Source organism: Corallococcus sp. CA053C (assembly GCF_003611675.1).
GTDB lineage: Bacteria > Myxococcota > Myxococcia > Myxococcales > Myxococcaceae > Corallococcus.
In genome coordinates this window covers 1-18,425 of the sequence record NZ_RAWA01000179.1, presented here as the reverse complement: position 1 = coordinate 18,425, position 18,425 = coordinate 1, and the positions used below count along the sequence as shown (strand labels likewise).

General features: G+C 69.4%; 13 protein-coding genes. 8 read left to right on the top strand and 5 right to left on the bottom strand.

Translation table 11 applies throughout. The features are described from left to right. Together D7V97_RS22875 and D7V97_RS22870 are read left to right on the top strand one after the other, a co-directional pair. A partial coding sequence (locus D7V97_RS22875) for a kelch repeat-containing protein (protein WP_304988514.1) occupies window positions 1-1,269 on the top strand: 1,269 nt, incomplete at its 5' end. Window positions 1,270-1,491: 222 nt separating this feature from the next. Beyond that, window positions 1,492-3,474 (top strand): PAS domain-containing protein, encoded by a 1,983-nt coding sequence (locus D7V97_RS22870; protein ID WP_233583098.1) that lies wholly within the window; start codon window positions 1,492-1,494, stop codon window positions 3,472-3,474. 243 nt (window positions 3,475-3,717) lie between these two features. On the opposite strand, the gene D7V97_RS22865 is transcribed toward D7V97_RS22870, so the two are convergent. From D7V97_RS22865 to D7V97_RS22850, 4 genes are all read right to left on the bottom strand, one after another. Next, a complete protein-coding gene (locus D7V97_RS22865) occupies window positions 3,718-4,872 on the bottom strand; it encodes a protein kinase (RefSeq protein WP_120612781.1) in 1,155 nt (384 codons plus the stop codon). Between the two features lie 183 nt (window positions 4,873-5,055). After that, window positions 5,056-6,888 carry a serine/threonine-protein kinase gene (locus tag D7V97_RS22860; RefSeq protein ID WP_120612780.1) on the bottom strand — a complete coding sequence of 611 codons (1,833 nt, stop codon included), beginning with the start codon at window positions 6,886-6,888 and terminating at the stop codon, window positions 5,056-5,058. Next, the gene (locus D7V97_RS22855) at window positions 6,885-7,838 is read right to left on the bottom strand and encodes a DUF2381 family protein (RefSeq protein WP_120612779.1); all 954 of its coding nucleotides are present in this window, start codon (window positions 7,836-7,838) and stop codon (window positions 6,885-6,887) included. The genes D7V97_RS22860 and D7V97_RS22855 overlap by 4 nt, the downstream gene beginning before the upstream one ends. A gap of 256 nt (window positions 7,839-8,094) precedes the next feature. After that, window positions 8,095-8,886, bottom strand: a complete 792-nt coding sequence (locus D7V97_RS22850; RefSeq protein ID WP_233583100.1) for a TetR/AcrR family transcriptional regulator — start codon at window positions 8,884-8,886, stop codon at window positions 8,095-8,097. On the opposite strand from D7V97_RS22850, the gene D7V97_RS22845 reads away from it, so the two are divergent. Next, window positions 8,876-10,051: an NAD(P)/FAD-dependent oxidoreductase gene (locus D7V97_RS22845; protein ID WP_120612777.1), complete on the top strand. Its 1,176-nt coding sequence runs from the start codon at window positions 8,876-8,878 to the stop codon at window positions 10,049-10,051. The two genes, D7V97_RS22850 and D7V97_RS22845, sit on opposite strands and share 11 nt — an antisense overlap. 184 nt (window positions 10,052-10,235) lie before the next feature. Here the strand turns inward: D7V97_RS22845 and D7V97_RS22840 are convergent, their stop codons facing one another. Then, window positions 10,236-11,975, bottom strand: a complete 1,740-nt coding sequence (locus tag D7V97_RS22840) for an RCC1 domain-containing protein (protein ID WP_147444937.1) — start codon at window positions 11,973-11,975, stop codon at window positions 10,236-10,238. 176 nt (window positions 11,976-12,151) lie between these two features. On the opposite strand from D7V97_RS22840, the gene D7V97_RS22835 reads away from it, so the two are divergent. The 5 genes from D7V97_RS22835 (at window position 12,152) to D7V97_RS22815 (ending at window position 18,360) form a co-directional block, all read left to right on the top strand. Beyond that, complete coding sequence (locus D7V97_RS22835) at window positions 12,152-12,682, top strand: hypothetical protein (RefSeq protein WP_147444936.1); 531 nt, start codon at window positions 12,152-12,154, stop codon at window positions 12,680-12,682. A 168-nt stretch (window positions 12,683-12,850) separates the two neighbouring features. Then, complete coding sequence (locus D7V97_RS22830; RefSeq protein ID WP_120612774.1) at window positions 12,851-14,446, top strand: S8 family peptidase; 1,596 nt, start codon at window positions 12,851-12,853, stop codon at window positions 14,444-14,446. Between the two features lie 629 nt (window positions 14,447-15,075). Next, window positions 15,076-15,648 (top strand): SUMF1/EgtB/PvdO family nonheme iron enzyme, encoded by a 573-nt coding sequence (locus D7V97_RS22825; protein ID WP_158623434.1) that lies wholly within the window; start codon window positions 15,076-15,078, stop codon window positions 15,646-15,648. Window positions 15,649-15,819: 171 nt separating this feature from the next. Then, window positions 15,820-17,328, top strand: a complete 1,509-nt coding sequence (locus D7V97_RS22820; protein ID WP_120612772.1) for an HD domain-containing phosphohydrolase — start codon at window positions 15,820-15,822, stop codon at window positions 17,326-17,328. 51 nt (window positions 17,329-17,379) lie between these two features. Further along, complete coding sequence (locus D7V97_RS22815) at window positions 17,380-18,360, top strand: alpha/beta hydrolase (protein ID WP_120612771.1); 981 nt, start codon at window positions 17,380-17,382, stop codon at window positions 18,358-18,360. Window positions 18,361-18,425: the final 65 nt, after the last annotated feature.

Sequence of the window (18,425 nt, the reverse complement as noted above, 5' to 3'; positions counted from 1 at the left end):
TGCCGGTATCCCCGCGCGAAGTCCCTCACCCCGCTCACCGTGGCGCTCGTGCTCGCGCTCACCGCCTGCGGGCCCGACCTGGCGCAGGAGGGGACGTGGGGGCAGGGCGCCGCGGCGGCGCTCACCTCCACGGCGACCCTGTCCTCGGTGCGAGACAACCACACGGCGACGTTGCTGCCGGACGGCCGGGTGCTCGTGGTGGGAGGACTTGTCTCCGGCAGCAATGCCCTCGTCAGCGCGGAGCTGTATGAGCCGGCCACCGGCACCTGGTCCGTGACCGGCTCGCTGGCTCAAGGCCGCTTCAACCATGCGGCGACGCTGCTTCCCGACGGCCGGGTGCTCGTGACGGGAGGCCGGGGGAGCGGTGAGGTCGGCGCCCTCGCCAGCGCGGAGCTGTATGACCCGGCCACGGGGACGTGGTCCACCACGGGCGCGCTCTCGGTGGCCCGCTACTTCCACTCGGTGACGCTGCTGAACAACGGCAAGGTGCTGGTGGCAGGGGGCCTGGGCGTCGGCGTCACGGGGTCCAACATCCTCGCCAGCGCGGAGCTGTATGATCCGGCCACCGGCACGTGGGCGACCACCGGCTCAATGCCAAACATCCGCTACAGCCACCAGGTGACGGCGCTGCTCAATGGCAAGGCGCTCCTCGTGGGTGGACGTGCCGCGGCCGGCGCCTACTACTCCTCGTGCCTGCTCTACAATCCGGCGACCGGTACCTGGGCGACGACGGGCGCGCTCCCCGTGTACCGCGCCTATGCCGGACAGACGCTGCTGCCCGATGGCCGCGTGCTCGTGACCGGGGGAAGCAACGCGAACGTCAGCCTCGCCACGGCCGTGGCGTACAACCCGGCCACGGGCACCTGGGCCGCCACCGCGGCGATGGCGGAGGGTCGTTCCTTCCACTCCGCGACCCTGCTGCCCCAGGGCTCGGTGCTCCTCGCGGGCGGAAGCCAGACGGTCCAGGTGTATGACCCCGCGACCGGTTCCTCCACGGTGGGGCGTCTCACGCAGTCCCGCTCCAACCACACGGCGACGACGCTGCCCGATGGCCGGGTGCTCGTGGTGGGCGGCACCGGCACCAACGGCTTCGCGCTCGCGACCTCCGAGGTGTTCGACCCGACCACGGGCGCGTGGGCGCCGACTCCGACCCTGGCCGAGGCCCGCCAGCTCCACACCGCGACGCCGCTGGACGACGGCCGGGTGCTCGTCGTGGGCGGAGAGAACGGCACGAGCCTCCCGTACCTCGCGAGCGCCGAGCTGTACTGACCCGCGGGCCGTGCAGGGGCGTCGCCTCGCGGATCATCACCGGTATCCTGGCCAGCGCCTACCCGAAGAACTCGACGCTGCCAGGCTACGCGGAGTGGATCCAAGGGGTGCGCCGCCCGCCTGGCGCGAGCGTCAGGCCGACCCGCTGCGCATGTTTATGTTTCCTTCCTCGGGCAGACCGACCCGGAACGCCGGAGGGAGGTGGCCGGAATGAAGGGTGACATGAGTGCAGGGCCGGCGGCATGCGAGGGCCCTGCTCACTCGCGGGCCACGCCCGCCTCCCGCCCTTCGCCGGTCGAGCTGCTGCTCCAGGTGGGGGTGAGCCTCCGTGCCGCGCTGGTCGTGGACAGCCAGGGGCGGATTGTCTGGATGGACCCGGTGCTGGCCGGCGCCGCCGGGTGGCAGAGCGGCCCTCCCGTCGGCCGCTCCGCGGAGGAGGTGCTCGGCGGCCTGCCCTGGCTCCGGCACGCGCTCGACGAGGCCCTCACCGGCACGGATGGGCTGTCTGAATACGGCGGGCAGGAGCAGCGGCTGAGCGCGGTGGTGGTGCCCGTCTTCGACGATGACGGGACGCAGCTCGGCGCCTGTGCCCGCCTCCGGAAGTCCGAGCTGCCCAGACCGGAGGCCGCGAGGGAGCCGCAGGCGCCCTGCGCGGGCGCCGCCGAGGAGCGCAAGGCGCGAGAGCACCTGGAGCACCAGACCTCGCTGCTGCGCGCCACGTTCGACTCGATCACCGACGGCGTCATCGTCGTGGACCTGGCCCGGCGAATCACCGCCTTCAACAAGCGTTTCCAGGAGATGTGGGGCCTCACGGACGCGATGATGGAGGAGCGGGACGCGGAGAAGGCGCTCGCGAGCGTGGAGCCATGGGTGGTGGCCCCCGAGCGGTTCATCGCCTTCATCCGCCAGGCCTTCGAGCCCTCCTTCGCGTACCGCAGCACCATCGTCGAGCTCAGCGACGGCCGGGTGTTCGAGTGCAGGTCCATTCCGCAGCTGCTGGGCGACGCCATCATCGGCCGCATCTGGAGCTACCGGGACGTGACGGCCGAGCGCCAGGCCCTGGCGGAGCAGGGGCGACTGCTCGCCGCCGAGCACGAGGCGCGTGAGCGGCTGGAGGAGTCCTTCGCCGTGCTCGACACCTTCCTCACTCACGCGCCCGTCGCCCTGGGCTTCATGGGGCGGGACCTGCGCTGCCTGCGCATCAACGACGCACTGGCCGCGCTCCACGGCCGGCGCCGCGAGGAGGAGCTTGGCAGGACGGTGTGGGAGATGACGCCCGATCTGGCGCCCATGGTCGAGCCCCTGATGCAGCACGTCCTGGACGAGGGAACCCCCATCATCGGCCTCAACCTAACGGGAGAGGTGCCCGCCACCCCGGGCGAGCAGCGGCACTGGAACGTCAGCTACTACCCCGTGCGGACGGCAAGCGGGACCATCCTGGGCGTGGGGGCGGTGGTGGCCGAAGTCACGGAGGAGTACCGCGCCCGGGCCGAGCGCGACCGCCTGCTGCGCGAGGCCGAGGAGGCCATCCGCATCCGGGACGACTTCATGTCCATCGCCGCCCACGAACTGAAGACGCCGCTGACCCCCCTCAAGCTGCATCTCCAGATGCTGAAGGGCCAGGCGGACGCCGGGCACGTCGTGGCCCCGCGCCACGTGGACAAGGCGCTCGCCCAGCTCGCGCGGCTGTCGGTGCTCGTCAATGATCTGCTCGATACCTCGCGAATCCAGGCTGGGAAGCTGGAGCTCACGACGGAGCCCTTCCCGCTGCGGGAGCTCATCCGCGAGGTCCTCTCGGACTTCCGCGGCACGAGCGTCCTCCACTCACTCCGGTTCGAGGCGCCCGACGAGCCGCTCGTCATCAGGGGAGACCGCGCCCGGCTTGCGCAGGTGTTGACGAACCTGGTGGAGAACGCCTTCAAGTACAGCCCCACCGGCGGCACGGTCCGCGTCACGGCGCGGCGCATGGGGACGCAGGCGTGCGTCTCCGTGAGGGACGAGGGCATCGGCATTCCGGAGGAGGAGCAGGCGCAGCTCTTCGAGCGCTTCTTCCGCGCGAGGAACTCGCCCATCTCCGGCTTCGGAGGCCTGGGGCTGGGGCTCTACATCTGCCGCGACATCATCGAGCGCCACGGCGGCCGCATCTGGGTGGAGAGCGAAGTGGAGCACGGTGCGACGTTCCACTTCGCCCTGCCGTGCCTGTGACGACCGAAGGCACGGCGTCAGCCGGCCACGGGGGCGGGCGCTGCCGCAGCGGTGTTGCTCGAGGATGTCCTCTGGGCAGGCGGCAGGGAAGTGGCAGGTCAGGTTCGCGTTGAAGCCTTCATCGGTGTCGCCGAACTGGGTCAGCACCCGTCCCACTACTGTTCCGTCCAGCAGGTGCATGGCTTCCTCCCTCGCATGGAGCCGATGCTGAAGATGTTCAAGGGGTGCCGTTGAGAGGCAGGATCATGCCGGGCCTGGTTCCGTCGTGATGAAGTCTTGATGCCTCAAACTCTTTGGGCCCTCCTCATCCGCGGCCATCGCTTGCCCAGCCCCTCGCAGTGCCGCTTGAATCTCCTGCGCCGCCATCCTGGCGGTGTAGCTCCCTCGCGCTCGCAGCACCTTCGCCAGATCGTCTTGCAGCGTCAGCGCGGACATATGCCGCTCTGCCGGGTTGCGCCGCAGCAGCTTGCGGAAGACAGCCCGCGTGGGCTCTGAAAGCGTTTGTGTTGCCGCTTCTACATCGGCCGGGGAGAAGGTGGCCGCACGCAATATCGTTTCCTCCGGATCGACCCCGCCCCATGCGTTCCTCATCCGTGCGATGGCACTGCGCAGCGGCTCCGTTTCCCCCTCCGGGACCAGCACCCATAAATCCTTGCTCAGCAGGTTGTAGGCACTGAGTAGGTGTTTGCCGGTGGCGAACTCCAGCAGCACCATTCCCAGCGTGAACAAGTCAGAGCGCGCGTCCTCGGGCTGGCCCAGCAATGCCTCCGGAGAAGCCCAGAAGACTTCGCCCCGGGTGCCGGGACGACGCGTGGTGCGCTGGCCGGGAAGTCGCGCGGACGCCACGCCAAAGTCCGTCAATTTGACCTGTCCATCGAAGGTGACCCGGATGCGTGTCGGGTCAATCGCCCGGTGGACGATTTTCAGCGGATCCCCCTGCGCGCTCCGGCAGGTATGCGCGTGCGCCAGGGCCCCCGCAATCCTGGCCCCGACATACCGCATGAAGGATTCGGGGCCGTAGCCGCCCCGCGCTGCCGCGACTCCAAGGAGGGTATTCAGCGAGAAGCCGAGGACAGCTTCCGTGATGACAAACAGGGTGCCCTTGGTTTTGTGCGCGCCATGGACGCAGGCGATGTTCGGGTGTCGGAGGAAGGCGGCCAACTGGGTCTCTTCCTCCAATCGCTTGCGTGCCTCCTTCCACACAGCCGTGGAGTCAGACAGCGGCAGCGCTTTGAGGATGACCCGGCGAACCACCTTGTCCTTGACGCGCTGGAGGGCCGACAGGACGCGCTCGCCATGGTGGCCGGGCCCCAGGTCTTCCAGCATTTCGTAAGTGGCACCCTTGAACGAAAAGAGCACCAGTCCTTCGGGAAACAGGGAAGTACCAGTGTACGACACAGGGCCATCTCCTTGTGGGCGCGCGGGAGCGGACGCCGCGCCCGAAGGAAAAACTACCGGCAGGTAGGCCCGAAAGAGAAGGACGCCAGGGGTTGAAGTCTCGGCGTTTTTGCAACACCGTGGCTGAAGCCATTGAGGGTGGTTTTCAGGCGTCTTCCTGTAACGCGCCTTTGCGTTCCGCCCTCAAGGCTCCTGCCCCATGATGAAGATCGCCCCGTCTCTTGGACGCACGAGCACGGCACCGGGCTTGGATCCGGGCAGCTTGTGCAAGCCCCCATTGAGCGAGAGTGACAGGCAGACATCGAATTCCTCGCCATTGGGCAGACGGGTCCGCGTGTAGCGGCCCACCACCGTCGCCCCTTCCGTCCACACCCGGCCGTAGAGCCGCGAGCCCTTGGGAAAATCGCCGATTTCTTCCGTGGTTTCGGATTCGAGCTTCCCATCGCCCAGCAGGGTAAAGCACTCAGCGAAATCGTCGCCCCCCCACACGCGCCCTGCGGCTTTGCATTTGTCGGGCGATTCTTTGTCGTTCGAACGAAAGTGGGGCTGCTTCACGTCAACGAGGATGCCGACCCCCGAAGGGTGTTCACCGAGGTGAAGCCTCATCCTCATGTTTTCCCCTGCCATCGCGGGGCAACGCTCCTGCGTGGGCTGTACCTGCTGCGCGGGACAGCCCAACAGCGCGGCGGCCAACGCCCCCGCCTCCGCGCACTTCTTGAGGAATCCACGGCTGAAAGCGGGCGCGGATTTCATGGGCGGCTTCGCGACCGGCGGATTCGAGGACGGATTCGTGGGGGCAGGCACAGAGGGACTTTCCTTCACGGCGGGGGGCACCTCGGACGGGGACGGTACTGCACTGGCGGGCTGCGCGGGCGGTGAAGGGAGCGACTGGAGGGGCTGCGCACGCGGGCCGCTGAACGACTCCGGCACGGCCGGGATGGGCGGCGCTTCGCGTGACGGGGCTTCGCGCAGCAAGGCGAAGGCGAAGGCGCCGAGCACGACTGCGGCCACGGCCCACGCCAGCACGCGCCTCCGTGTCTTCGCTGAAGGGTGGCCCGTGGCTTCCAGGGCAACGGCGCCCGTGTCCGGAGGCGCCTGCACGGGGGCCAGCCACTCCGCGCCCTCCTGCGCGCCCAGCGCTTCCAGTGCCTCCCGCATGGAGGTCAGCGAGGGAAGCCGCTTCTCGAAGTCGCGCGCCATCCACTTTTCCACCCACTCGCTCAACGCCTCGGGGACACGCGGGTTGGCGGTGCGTGCGGGCGGGGGCGCCCACATGGGGCTGTTCACGTCGATGCGGGGCGCCTTGCGCGCCTCCCATCCGCCGCGCGCGGGCTCCGCGTCGGTCAGCGCGTCATAGAGGCACACCGCCAGCGAGTAGAGGTCATCCTCTGGCGGGAAGGGGTAACGCGCGTCGGGGTTGTTCTGGTTCTGCTTGAAGAAGCGCGCCGCTTCCGGAGAGCGGTAGCGATTGGTGCCTGGGGGCAGGGGCGCGTCCGTCAACTCCAGCGCTCCCGAGTATTCCCCCGCGCCCAGGTCGATGAGGACGGGCTCGCCGTCCACCTTGCGCACCATGATGTTGGAGAGCGAGAGGTCCCGGTGGCGCACCCTCCGGCCGTGCATGTGCTCCAGGGCATGGGCCAGCTTCGCGAAGAGGCGTACCACTTGCTGGAAGGTGGGCCGCGCGTCCTGGAGCCAGTGCGCCAGCGTCCAGCCGTCCACGTACTCCAGCACCAGGTACCCGCGTCCCTGCGGCGTGCGCGCCCAGCCCTGCACCTTGGCGATATGGGGGTGGTCCACGTGAACGAGGCACACCAGTTCGCGCAGCAGGCGTTCATCCGTCTTTCCCGGATCCGCGCTGTGCTGCCGGTGCTTGGAGAGCTTGAGGGCCACGGGCTTGCCGTCCTTCACGCCCCGGTAGACGTCGCCATAGGCGCCTCCGCCCTTCCACTCGCGGACGCGGTAGGCCCCCAGGCGGGAGCCGGGCTTGAGGTAGCTGAAGACTTCCGCCGTCGTCATGGTCCGTTCTTCTCCTGCGCTGGAGTCCCGTCCTCAAGCACCACGCCCGCAATGGACAGGGGCCGGGAGCCTTCCGCCGCCTCCTGTATCACCAACCGGAAGTCTTCCCCGGGCGGTCCGGACTCCCGCTGCTTCCAATCAAACTCCACCGCCACGCGGCCCGCGCCATTGGGAGGCAGCGCGTCCGGCGCCATGGCCACCGTGCGCGCCTCCACGCGGCGGCCGGTGGACGGATTCTCCAGCCAGGCCTTGCCCGGTCTCCAGGGAGGGCCGGAGTTGTTCGACACCTCCACGAAGAGAACCACCCACGCCTTCGCCTTGAATCGGTGGACGGACGCTACCTCCAGGCCCGTTGTGGCACTGGGGGGCACCTTGCTGAGTTTCTTGACCTGGACGCCGGAGCCCTCTTCCACCTGCCCCGAGAGAATCCACCCGGAGGGGCCCGTGGCTGTGCCGCGCTCGCGCTGCGCGGTGAGTGCTGCCTCACATGCGGAGCAGCGGGCCTCCAACGCGGCCAGCCGGGCCTGCATCAACTCCGGCGCGCTGGTGTCGCGGAACACCAGGACTTGCGCGTCCACCACGTCCGCTGCCGTGGTGAGCTTGAAGACGGGCGCCGTCAGGATGGGTTCGTTGAGAAGCGGCACGCGCAGCGGCACCGCTTCGCTCAATTCCTCCAGCGCCCGGAGGGTGACGGAGCGGTCTCCGACGCTCAGGATCTCCACGGGGGCCTTGTCGCCCAGCTTCACGGCCTGCGCGTTGATCGGCGTGTCGAATGTCAACGTGGTGGGAATGCGGGTGGAGACGCGCACTCCCTCGGCTTTCGAGGTAAGTGCAACGGTCCGCATCCGTAACCTGGGAAGGGCAGAGTCCTCCGCTGCCGCTGCCCACGCCGTGAAGGACAAGAGCACCACCAAGAGCCCGGGGAGTCGTGGCAAGGGGCGAAACCTCATGCGTTGACCCTAACAGACCCATTTCCCCCGAGCGTCTTGCGTTGGGAAAGGCTTCCAATGCCAGTCCCTGCTGAAGGTGCCTGCCGCCGAGCGCCGCCTTGCAGGTCTTCGTTTAGCGGTGGATTTGCCCCACCTGCCTCCACACCTCACGCAGGCGAACACGTCGAAGTCGAACGTCCTCCTGCGTGCGACGCGGATCCCGACGCTCGCTTCCAGTCAGATGGGGATCCCTCCGCGGGCGCCGCTTGCGGGCTGGCTACAGCGAAGCCGTGATCCCGGCGAGGATGAGGTCGATGCCGGCGAGGAACTCGGCGCGGTCGTCGTGCTCGCGCAGTTGGGCAGCGACGTTCCGCGTGAACGGATACTCGCGGGCGTCGAGCTCCTTCCACTGGGCTGACACCGTCTCTAGAAAGTCAGCGCGGTCCACGGGCGGATCAAGCAGGCGGCCATTCGCGGCGTTCTGGACGCTCACGCCGATGATGTAGCTCACCAGCGCCGACGCCGACGTGAACCGGGCGCCGCCTGGAACCCCCATCGCTTGGACCTGGCGCCCGATGCGCTCGAAGATCTGCAGCATCGCGGTCCGCCACGGAGGGCGAGAGAGCTGCGCGCCCACCCACGGATGCGCATCGATCGCCTCGAACACGCCGACGGCGATCCCGCGGATCGCTTCGTGCGGCGTGGGGAAGGCGAGGACTTCGCCCAACGCGCGGGCGACGACGGCGTCACTGGCGGCGACGAGCAGCTCGCTCTTGTTCGCGATGTGCCAATAGATCGCACCGGGTCCAGTCGCCAGCCGCGTGGCCAGCGCGCGGAAGGTCAACCCATTCTCGCCCTCGTCGTCGAGCAGCTCGATCGCCGCTTCGACGATCCGCTCGCGTGAGAGCGCATCCTCACGTCGTTCCGACCCGCGCGTTGCCTTTGCCATGGCTCCATCTTGACAGGTCTGGAACAGCGTTCCAATATGGTAAATGGAACGGTGTTCCAGAATCCGCCAGCGGCGTCGCCGAGCGGTCTCCCAATCGAAAGGAAGCACGATGACTCCCATCACGATCATTGGCGCCGGCCTCGGCGGGCTGACGCTCGCTCGCGTCCTGCACGTCCATGGCATCGCCGCCACGGTCTACGAGGCCGAGGCGTCCGCGGAGGCGCGCACGCAGGGCGGAATGCTCGACATCCATGACCACAACGGACAGCTCGCGCTGAAGGCGGCCGGGCTGTTCGACGAGTTCCGCCGAATCATCCATGAAGGCGCCGAGGCGACGCGGGTGCTCGACTCGCACGGCACGGTCCTTTTCGACGAGCCCGACGACGGCAGCGGCCGTCGCCCCGAGGTGCATCGCGGCGAGCTGCGGCGCATCCTGCTCGACTCGCTGCCCGAGGGAACCGTCCAATGGGGGCGCAAGGTCACCCACGTCCAGCCGCTCGGCGACGGGCGTCATGAAGTGACCTTCGCGGACGGGTCGACGGTCACGACGAGCCTCCTGGTCGGCGCGGACGGCGCATGGTCGAGGATCCGGCCGCTGCTGTCTGACGCGAAGCCCGAGTACGTCGGCATCTCGTTCATCGAGACCTACCTGTTCAACGCAGACGCACGCCACCCGGCCAGCGCGAAGGCCGTCGGAGGCGGGGCCATGCTTGCCCTCGCGCCCGGCAAGGGCATCCAGGCCCACCGCGAAACCAACGGCGTCCTGCACACCTACGTCGCGCTCACCAGGCCGCGGGAGTGGATCGCGGGCATCGACTTCGCCAACGTGAAGGTGGCGAAGGCTCGAGTCGCGGCGGAGTTCGACGGCTGGGCGCCAGCGCTCACCGCGCTGATCACCGACGGCGAGACAGACCTGGTCCCCCGCATGCTCCATACGCTCCCGGCGGGCCATCGGTGGGAGCGCGTGCCCGGTGTGACGCTTCTCGGCGACGCCGCGCATTTGATGCCGCCGTCCGGTGAGGGCGCCAACCTCGCGATGTACGACGGCGCCGAGCTCGGCAAGGCCATTGCCGCGCACCGCGGCGACCTCGAAGCCGCGCTCGCCGAGTACGAGGAACCCATGTTCGCCCGGAGCGCCGACGAAGCCGCCGAGGCCGCGAGCCTCCTCCAGCACTGCTTCGGCGCCAACGCTCCGCACGGGCTGATCGACTTCTTCACCGGCTCGGGATCGACCGCGGAGCAAGGTCGTCCTGCCAACGACAGCGGACCGGTAGTTCCAGGGTAGGCTCTCGCCCCATGAGCTCGCAGCGGAGACCACCCGAGATCAGTCTGGAGCGGAGTGGACCGCTCACGGGCGAAGACACCCCCGACGCTCCATCACGGGCTTCCCGGCTGGCGGGCTGGCTGACCTGGTCCCATTGTGACTGAGCAATCCCAAACTCATATTCCTTGTTTCACCTTCGCTGGCTTCACGGAGCGACTCGGGGGCAGGGCAGCCGGACGCGAACGGGGCGCGCGCTGGAGTCCTTGCGCTTCGTGCCGAGCTGTCCTTCGGTGCCGCGGCCCCAGCACCAGGCGGAGCCTTCGGTGGTGATGGCGCAGGTGAAAGCGTCTCCGGCGGTCAGCGCGACGACCTGACCTGTCAGCCCCGACACTCGCACGGGGGACGCTTGCGCACGAAGTTCGGAGCCCCCGCTCTGGCCTTCCGTGTTCTCGCCCCAGCAGAAGACCTTCCCCGCACCTCCTCCGCCCGTGCGCACGCAGGTGTGACGGAAGCCAAACACCACCTCCTCGACAGGGTGGTCCAGCGCCTTCATCTCCACCGGCACCCTGGCGAGCGATGGGGAAGGCGCCTCCATCAGCAGATCTCCGAAGCACCAGAGCGAGCCATCCTTCTTCCAGGCGCACGTCTTCTGGTAGCCCGCTGCCACGCGCACCACCTCGCTCATTCCGGGGATGGGGGCGGGCACGGAACGGGAGTGGGCCTCTCCCAGTCCCAGGGCGCCGTATTCGCTGCGCCCCCAGCACCACAAGGAGCCGTCGCGCAGGGCCGCGCACGCGTGGCTCGTCCCCGCGGCGACGGAGACCACCTCCAGCGGGAGCTTGGAGACCCGGGTCGGCCCCGGGTGGGGTGTGTCATCTCCCGTGCCGAGCTGGCCGCTCTCGTTGGCCCCCCAGCACCACAACGCCCCATCCCGCCGAAGTGCACAGGTGAAACCGCCGCCCCTGGCCACCTGGACGACCCCCGGAGCGGACTCCTCCCAGCGGGTCGCGAAGAGCCCCTCGGGAGTGGGTGGGGGCGGCCCGAGCAGGCTCCAGCACGCCAGGGAACCCCCGGTCACCCGGGCGCACTGCGCTCCCTCCAGCTCCGTGGCGCCCTCCAGGCGCTGGACGCGCACGGGATGTCCGCCCGGCTCCCCGTAGGCTGCTTCGGAGGAGTCCAGGTTGCCGCCCGCGCAGTACCCCGCGCCGGTGGAGGTCCTCACGCACGCGATGTCGTGCTCCATGCCCAGCTCGACGGCGCTTCCCGCCAGCAGCGGCAGCGGTGAAGGCCCCCGCGTGTCCTGGTCGTTCTCCTCGGTGCCGTGAGCTCCAGGCGGGTTGGCACCCCAGCACCAGGGCGTGCCGTCGCGAAGGAGCGCACAGGCCGAACTGCCTCCCGCGGCGATCCGGGACACGCAGCGCCCTCCCCGCACGGGCTCTTTCGTGGGGGGCAGACCCAGGCGGTGCTTCAGGTGTCCACTCCGCAGGCGAGGACCTCCGGAGCCGCCCACGAACTCCCCCCACAGCTCCACCTGTCGCGGTGTTTCCAGGAGGGTCCACAGCTCCGCGTCCCCATCGTTCTCCGTCGGCTTCCTGACGACATGCTTCAGGGAGAATCGCTCGCGGAGCGTCTCACCGGGCGCGAGGTTCACCGGCCCATGAGGGTGGACATTGGCGACATCGGCTTGATCGCCGATGGGGTAGCTGAAGACGCGCCCGTTGGCGGTTCGCAGATGGAGCAGGGTGAAGGACGTCCAGCGCACGGTGCCGCAGGCCTGGGCGGGGAGCTGTTGGGGGGCGGAGGTCGTGTTGTGCGCCAGGATCTCGAGCTCCAGCTCGGTGGGCAGCGGCCCGCTGCTCGGGACGATGGCCAGGCCGAGCCGTACTCCCTTCACCGGGTTCCCCCACGCCACTTCCTCCGCCAGCGCGGGGCTGGCGATCAGCATGATCAGGGTCGCCAGCAGGCAGCTCACGCAGGCTCTCGGCACGGATATCCTCACCGGCAAGATGAACGGACGGGTGGGCCCCCAGGATCTATTGCCCGCGCATCGACTCGATGCGAGGCGTAGGCTCCTGGACGCTCATCCCGAGCGTGTGTCTGTTCTCTCCCTGGGACCCGGTCATGAGACGCAGGTGGACTCCCGCGGGTATCGCCACGCTGGCCGTGCTCGTCCAGGGTGTGGGCTTGTCGGGCTGCTGCCCGGGGCCGCGGCAGTACGGTGCGGGGCTTCAAGCCTTCGCGAAGGCGCGCGTGGACAATCGCATCCTCGCGGTCCTCCGCCTGGATCGAACGTTGATTGCCTTTCCTCCCGCACAGGATGAAGGGACGCGAGTCGACAGTGGGGGTGTGTCGGTCATCGAGACTTCGCTGGAGGTGGAGTTCCCAACCGGGCAGGAGCGTCAGGAGGGGCTGCGCGTGGCCGGGCTCATGATCCGGGACGGTGAGGGGTGGGTGGTGAGCCGGCAGTCGTTCGGGCAGGAGCAGGTCGTGCGGGCACAGACCCTGCGCTCCCGGCTTGAACTCAAGGGGCAGGAGGGCAAGCCGTTGCCGCCGGGCGAATACACGGTGGAAGCCCTCCTCTTCAGCGAGCCGGAAGGAGCGCCGACCGTGGTCCAGGCCCGGTTCCGGCTCGCGTCCTGTGCGTTCTACTGAAACTCGGCCGGGGGCGGGTGGCCAGCCCCGGGGAACAGGTGCCTCTCAGGAGCCGGACTCCATGTCAGACCAGTATTATATGACATCCAGGTGAATCGGTTCCGTGGGGAATGGCGTGTCCCCGCGGGCCCTGCTCACGCCCCTCGTCATTCGAACTGGAGCCATCCCATGCCGAAGACCTCTTCCCCCTCCCTGCGTCCGCTGCGTGGCGCGCTGGCGGGCCTGGCCCTGGTGGCCCTGGCCCCCGCCGCCGGAGCGACTCCACGGGCCCTGGCACCGCGCGCCGCCGTGGTGAAGCACACCGGGCACGAACTGGCCGCGGGCACTCCCGTGGAGCGCCTGGTGGTGAAGTTCCACGAGGGCAGCCGCGTTCGCCTGCGTGACAATGCCCTGGTGGCCCTCGTCTCCGAGCGCTCCTCCTCCGAACGCAGTCTGTTCTTCGGCCGCGGGATGTCCGAAGCCCGGCTCACGGAGGACCTGCGCTCCGTGGAGGCGCTGCTGGACCGCGCGCCGCGGATCCGGGGCCCGCAGCGCTTGCTCCAGGAAGACGAGGCCACGCTGGAGGCGCGCAAGACCTCCGGTGAGGCGCTGAGCGGTGAGCAACTGGCGGACCTCAACCTGTACTTCCAGGTGCCGCTGCTGCCGGGCACCACTTCCGAGCGCGTGGCGGACGTCGTCGCCGCGCTCAACGCGCTGGACACCGTGGAGGTGGCCTACGCCGAACCTCCTGTCGAGGACGCCGCGGTGAACACGGGCCTGGACGCGGCGCTGCGGGGCGTGCTGGCCGCCGCCGACCTCCCGCCCACCACGCCGCTGTACACGGCCAACCAGGGCTACCTCAACGTGGCCCCGGGCGGCATCGATGCGAACTACGCGTGGACGGTGGCCGGCGGCACCGGCACGGGCGTGCGAATCATTGACGTGGAGACGGGCTGGAACCGGTCGCACGAGGACATGCCCACCCTCGTCTATGTGGGCGCCGCGGGGACTGTCAGCGACCACGGCACCGCCGTGCTGGGAGAGCTGGTCGCGGCGAACAACGCCTACGGAATGAAGGGCATCGCCCACGGGGCCCAGATGGGCGTCGAATCCCATACGCCGCAGGGCCTGACGAGTGCCCTCTCCAAGGCCGTCACCGCGGCGGGCCCGGGTGGCATCGTGCTCGTCGAGGTCCACCGCCAGGGCCCCAATGACGGCACGGCGTGCACGTGCAACACCAGCCAGTGCCACTACATCGCCGTGGAGTACTGGCAAGCCGAATACGACATCATCCGCAACGCCACCGCCAACGGCGTCATCGTCGTGGAGGCGGCCGGCAACGGCAGCGCCAACCTGGATGCCGCTGCCTACGCGGGGCTCTTCAACCGCGCCACGCGCGACTCGGGCGCCATCATCGTCGGCGCGAGCACGGCCACCACGCGCGCGCCCATGTGCTGGACCAACTTCGGCGGCCGCGTGGACGTCCACGGTTGGGGTGAGCGCGTGGCCTCGATGGGCTACGGCGACCTGTTCGGCTCCACCTATGGCGTCAACCAGTACTACACGGCCACCTTCAGCGGCACCTCCAGCGCCTCGCCCATCGTCACGGGCGCGGCCGCCAGCGCGCAGGGGGTGGCGCGCGCCAATGGCCGCCTCCTGACCTCCGTGCAGATGCGCGGCCTGCTGCGCGACAACGGCACCGCCCAGGCCGCGGACACCCGGCAGATTGGCCCCCTGCCCGACCTGCGCAAGATGCTGCCCAAGGTCATCTCCGGCAACTACTGACAGCAGGCTTCAGCAGGACCAGGCCCCCGCTCGCCGCAGGCCGAAAATGAGCCTGTGGCGAGCGCCACGCGGGCATGGAAGGCCACCGAACCGCCTGCGGGGGACAAGGCGGAGACAGGGTTGTTCCCGCGCCCGCTCTGCTGCACCCGCAGGGGTCAGTGCCCTCCAGTCCTTGAAGGCTCGATGGAGCCAAACTCGGAACCAGATCGAGGAACCGGGCGAATGGGCATTCAATCTCCTAAGCCCGTAGCAAGCCTGCAACCAATCCGCGTTGTTGTTTCGGCGACGCTTCATCATCAGACTTGAATTCAGTGGGGTCCGCTGAAACACACAATCGGGGTATGAAGATGCTAAACGTGTTGAAGGTAGCCTGTGCCGTGGCCGCCATCTCCGCAGCGGCGCCGACAGTGGCGCTCGCGAGCGCTCAGGCGGGACCACCCACTGGGGTGCGTTGCAGAGGGAACAACTCAGACGACATCATGGTCAGGGTGGGCCCGCTCTGCGTAGACAAGTACGAAGCTTCCGTCTGGTCCAACCCCAACGGCACGGGCACTGAGTACGCCAATGGGTCTCCCCGCTATCCCACAACCTTCCCTGTGAATGGCAACTGGACGGTCAAGTTGTATGCCATGTCCAAGCAGAACGCGGGTCCGGCCGTGTTCCTGACCTGGTTTCAGGCCCAACAGGCGTGTGCGCTGTCCGGGAAGAGGCTGCTGACGAACGCCGAATGGCAGATGGCCGCCGCCGGGACGCCGGACCCCGGTCTCGCCGGCGACGGCGTGACGACCTGTAACACAAACACGTCAGGTCCGCGTCCCGCGGGGACCTCGCCCAACTGCGTCTCCAATTGGGGCGTCAACGACATGGTCGGGAACGTTCAGGAGTGGGTTGCGGACTGGATTCAGGGACCTGGGCGCAGCCCCGGCTCCAGCGGCATCACCAACAACTGGAGCCCGGGGGTACAGGCCGAAGCGACGCCGACCTACGGGAAGGATTCGATCGTGGGGCTCAATGAGGCCTACCACGGGGAATCGCCACAGCTCGGAGGGGTGGGGGACGACAGCAACACCGATGGTCTTCCGGCAGGCATCGCCCGTGGCGGCATCTGGACGTCCCGTGAAGGCGGCGGGGTCTTCGCGCTGTTCGCGGAGCACACCCCCTCGTCCCTGAACAACGCCACCGGCTTCCGATGCGCTCGCTAGCGTGACCGGCGAGCCAGGCACCAGTGCGCGCCTGCCCGCTTCCAACAGTTTCAAGACAATCCTGGGAGCACGCTCCTGGAGCTCCTGGAAGGCCTCGCGCGAGGGGGCCAGCTCCCCGCTGAGCGTTCCGCTGTGCTCCGGACCCTTGCTCCGTGTCAGGCTCCTCCCGTGATGAACCTGCGCCAGGATCCGGTGGCTTCGTTGTCCGCGTTGTCCTCCGTGCTCGATCTCGCCAACGGGCTGGAAGGGGAGAAGAGCCTGCTGACCGGCCTGTTCGCGCTGGAGCTGGCCCTGGACGGCGGCCTGTCCCGGGTCGGCGCCCGGGCCGCCTTCTACGTGGGCCTGCTGCGCCACCTGGGCTGCACCGCCTACGCCGCCGAGGAGTCGCGGCTGGGCAACGACGTGCACCTGCGCCGCAACCTGCTGCGCGGGGACGCGGGCCGTCCCCAGCATGTCGCGCGCTCGGTCCTGGACGCCAACTCCAGCCTGCCCCGCCGCGCCGCCGGACTGGCGCGCCTGCTGACGTCCTCGCGGCGGCTGCGCTCGGAGTGGTTCGCGGAGGCGTGTGGCGCGGCGCGGCTGCTCGCCTCCGGCCTGGGGCTGGACGCGCGGGTGCTCCAGGGGCTCGATGAGGTGTACGAGCGCTGGGACGGCGCGGGCGGCCCGCGACGGCTGGGCGGCACGGACCTGCTCGAAGTCGGCCGCGTCGCGCAGGCGGCGCATGTGGCCGTCGTCTTCTTCGTCGGCTCGGGACAGGCCGTGGCGCAGGAAGCCCTGGCGCTGCAAGCCGGGACGACGCTGGACCCGGCGTGGGCGAAGCGGGCCCTGGCCGCGACCGCCTCGCTCCAGACCTTGTCGGATGCGCGCATCGAGGCGGCGGAGGCGTGCCTGCTCGAAGCGCCACCCATCCTTGACGCCGCCGCGCTGGCGACGACCTTCGGGGACTTCGCGGACCTGCAGAGCCCCTTCACCCGCGGACACTCACGGCGCGTGGCGGAGGCGTGCGCCCGCGCCGCGCCCCGCCTGGGCCTGGACGCGGCGGAGCAGGCCACGCTCCAACTCGCGGCGTACCTGCATGACCTGGGACACGTGACCCTGCCCACCGGCCTGTGGCTGCAACCCGCCTGGTCCCCCTCGGACCGGGAGACGTCCCGGGCCCATGCCCACGCCACCGAGCAGCTGCTCACCGCCACGCCCATGCTGCGGGATGCGGCGCGGCTCGCGGGCGCGCATCACGAGCGATTGGATGGTGGAGGCTATCCCCGGGGCCTCGCGCCCTCGGGCCTGTCCCGCGCCGCGCGACTGCTCGCGGTGGCCGACGTCTGGGTCGCGCTCCAGGAGGAGCGGCCCCACCGTCCCGCGCGGGCCGTGGCCCTGGCGAAGCAGGTCCTGGAAGCGGAGGTGAAGGCGGGCCGGCTGGATGCGGATTGCGTCGCGGTGGTGGCCGGGACGAAGGACCTCCGGCGCGCCCTTGAGCCAGGCCCCACGTCCGCGCTGACGCCTCGTGAGGTGGACGTGCTGCGCCTCTTGGCGGGCGGAGCGACGAACAAGGAGATCGCCGGGAAGCTCGGGGTGTCGGACCGCACGGTGCAGCACCACACCATCCACATCTACGAAAAGCTGGGCGTGAGCACCCGCGCGGGCGCCTCCCTGGTGGCCGCGCGCGCAGGCATCGTGTGATCCGCCATCTGGCCGATGTGGGCCTGCACACCGCATGGTGCATTGGGCCGCATGAACAAGCCCTTCCCCGTCGTCCCCGTCCTCGGCGCCCTCGCCGCGCTCGTCCTGTTGCAGGGTTGCGCCGCCGCGACCGCGTGCCGGACCCGGCCCTCCACGTCCCCCGGCTTCGAACGGACCGCCTCCGACGGCATGTGCCTGAGCAGCGTCAGGTGGGAGCCGCCCCAGCCGCCCGTGCGCGGCGTGGTGGTCCTCATCCACGGCCTGCGGGACTACTCCGACCGCTACGGCCGGCTCGCGCAAGCGCTCCAGGCCCAGGGCTTCGCCGTCGTCGCGCAGGACCACCGTGGCCACGGCCATTCCGGCGGTGACCGCCAGCGCATGGAGTCGATGCAGCAACTCGTGGAGGACGTGGACGGCGTCGTCCAGGAGGCCCGCGCGCGACACCCGGGCGTGCCGGTGGTTGTCTTTGGCCACAGCATGGGCGGGCTCGTCGCCACGCACTACGTGCTCCAGCACGCCTCCGAGGTCTCCGGGCTTATCCTGAGCGGCGCGGGCATCGTGCTGCCGCCGGGGGTGTCTGGCTTCGACACGCGCCTGGCGAAGATCTTCGGCACGATCCTCCCGGGACTGCCCGCGCAGGACCTGGACAGCCAGATGTTCCTGCACGACGGTCCGGAGAAGGAGCAATTCCTCGCTGATCCGCTCATCACCCACGAGAAGCTGCCCGCGCGCTCCGCCAAGGCGCTCATCGCTGGCATTGAAACGCTGGATGGGAAGTTCCAGGACCTGAAGCTCCCACTGCTGGTGGTGCATGGCGGCGAGGACGTCATCACTTCCATCGATGGCAGCCGGGCCCTGGTGGCGCAGGCCACGAGCCCCGACAAGCGACTCATCATCTACGAGGGCCAGCGCCATGACCTCGCGCACGAGCCCGATGCGGCGAAGGTCGTCGGAGACATCGTGGGCTGGGTGGAAGCCCACGTCCCTTCTTCGAGAAGCGCAAGCGGCGTCAGTGACGGCGGAGGCGGGTGAGCAGCGCCTCGTAGCCGGCGTAGGACAGCGGCAGGAGCAGGGCGAAGAAGAGGGTGACCTGGGGC

Excerpts from the sequence above, each read along its gene's own strand:
- D7V97_RS22870 (WP_233583098.1), top strand. The coding sequence starts at position 1,492 with ATGAGTGCAGGGCCGGCGGCATGCGAGGGCCCTGCTCACTCGCGGGCC.
- D7V97_RS22860 (WP_120612780.1), bottom strand. The coding sequence starts at position 6,888 with ATGACGACGGCGGAAGTCTTCAGCTACCTCAAGCCCGGCTCCCGCCTG.
- D7V97_RS22855 (WP_120612779.1), bottom strand. The coding sequence starts at position 7,838 with ATGAGGTTTCGCCCCTTGCCACGACTCCCCGGGCTCTTGGTGGTGCTC.
- D7V97_RS22845 (WP_120612777.1), top strand. The coding sequence starts at position 8,876 with ATGACTCCCATCACGATCATTGGCGCCGGCCTCGGCGGGCTGACGCTC.
- D7V97_RS22850 (WP_233583100.1), bottom strand. The coding sequence starts at position 8,886 with ATGGGAGTCATCGTGCTTCCTTTCGATTGGGAGACCGCTCGGCGACGC.
- D7V97_RS22840 (WP_147444937.1), bottom strand. The coding sequence starts at position 11,975 with ATGCTGATCGCCAGCCCCGCGCTGGCGGAGGAAGTGGCGTGGGGGAAC.
- D7V97_RS22835 (WP_147444936.1), top strand. The coding sequence starts at position 12,152 with ATGAGACGCAGGTGGACTCCCGCGGGTATCGCCACGCTGGCCGTGCTC.
- D7V97_RS22830 (WP_120612774.1), top strand. The coding sequence starts at position 12,851 with ATGCCGAAGACCTCTTCCCCCTCCCTGCGTCCGCTGCGTGGCGCGCTG.
- D7V97_RS22825 (WP_158623434.1), top strand. The coding sequence starts at position 15,076 with ATGTCCAAGCAGAACGCGGGTCCGGCCGTGTTCCTGACCTGGTTTCAG.
- D7V97_RS22820 (WP_120612772.1), top strand. The coding sequence starts at position 15,820 with ATGAACCTGCGCCAGGATCCGGTGGCTTCGTTGTCCGCGTTGTCCTCC.
- D7V97_RS22815 (WP_120612771.1), top strand. The coding sequence starts at position 17,380 with ATGAACAAGCCCTTCCCCGTCGTCCCCGTCCTCGGCGCCCTCGCCGCG.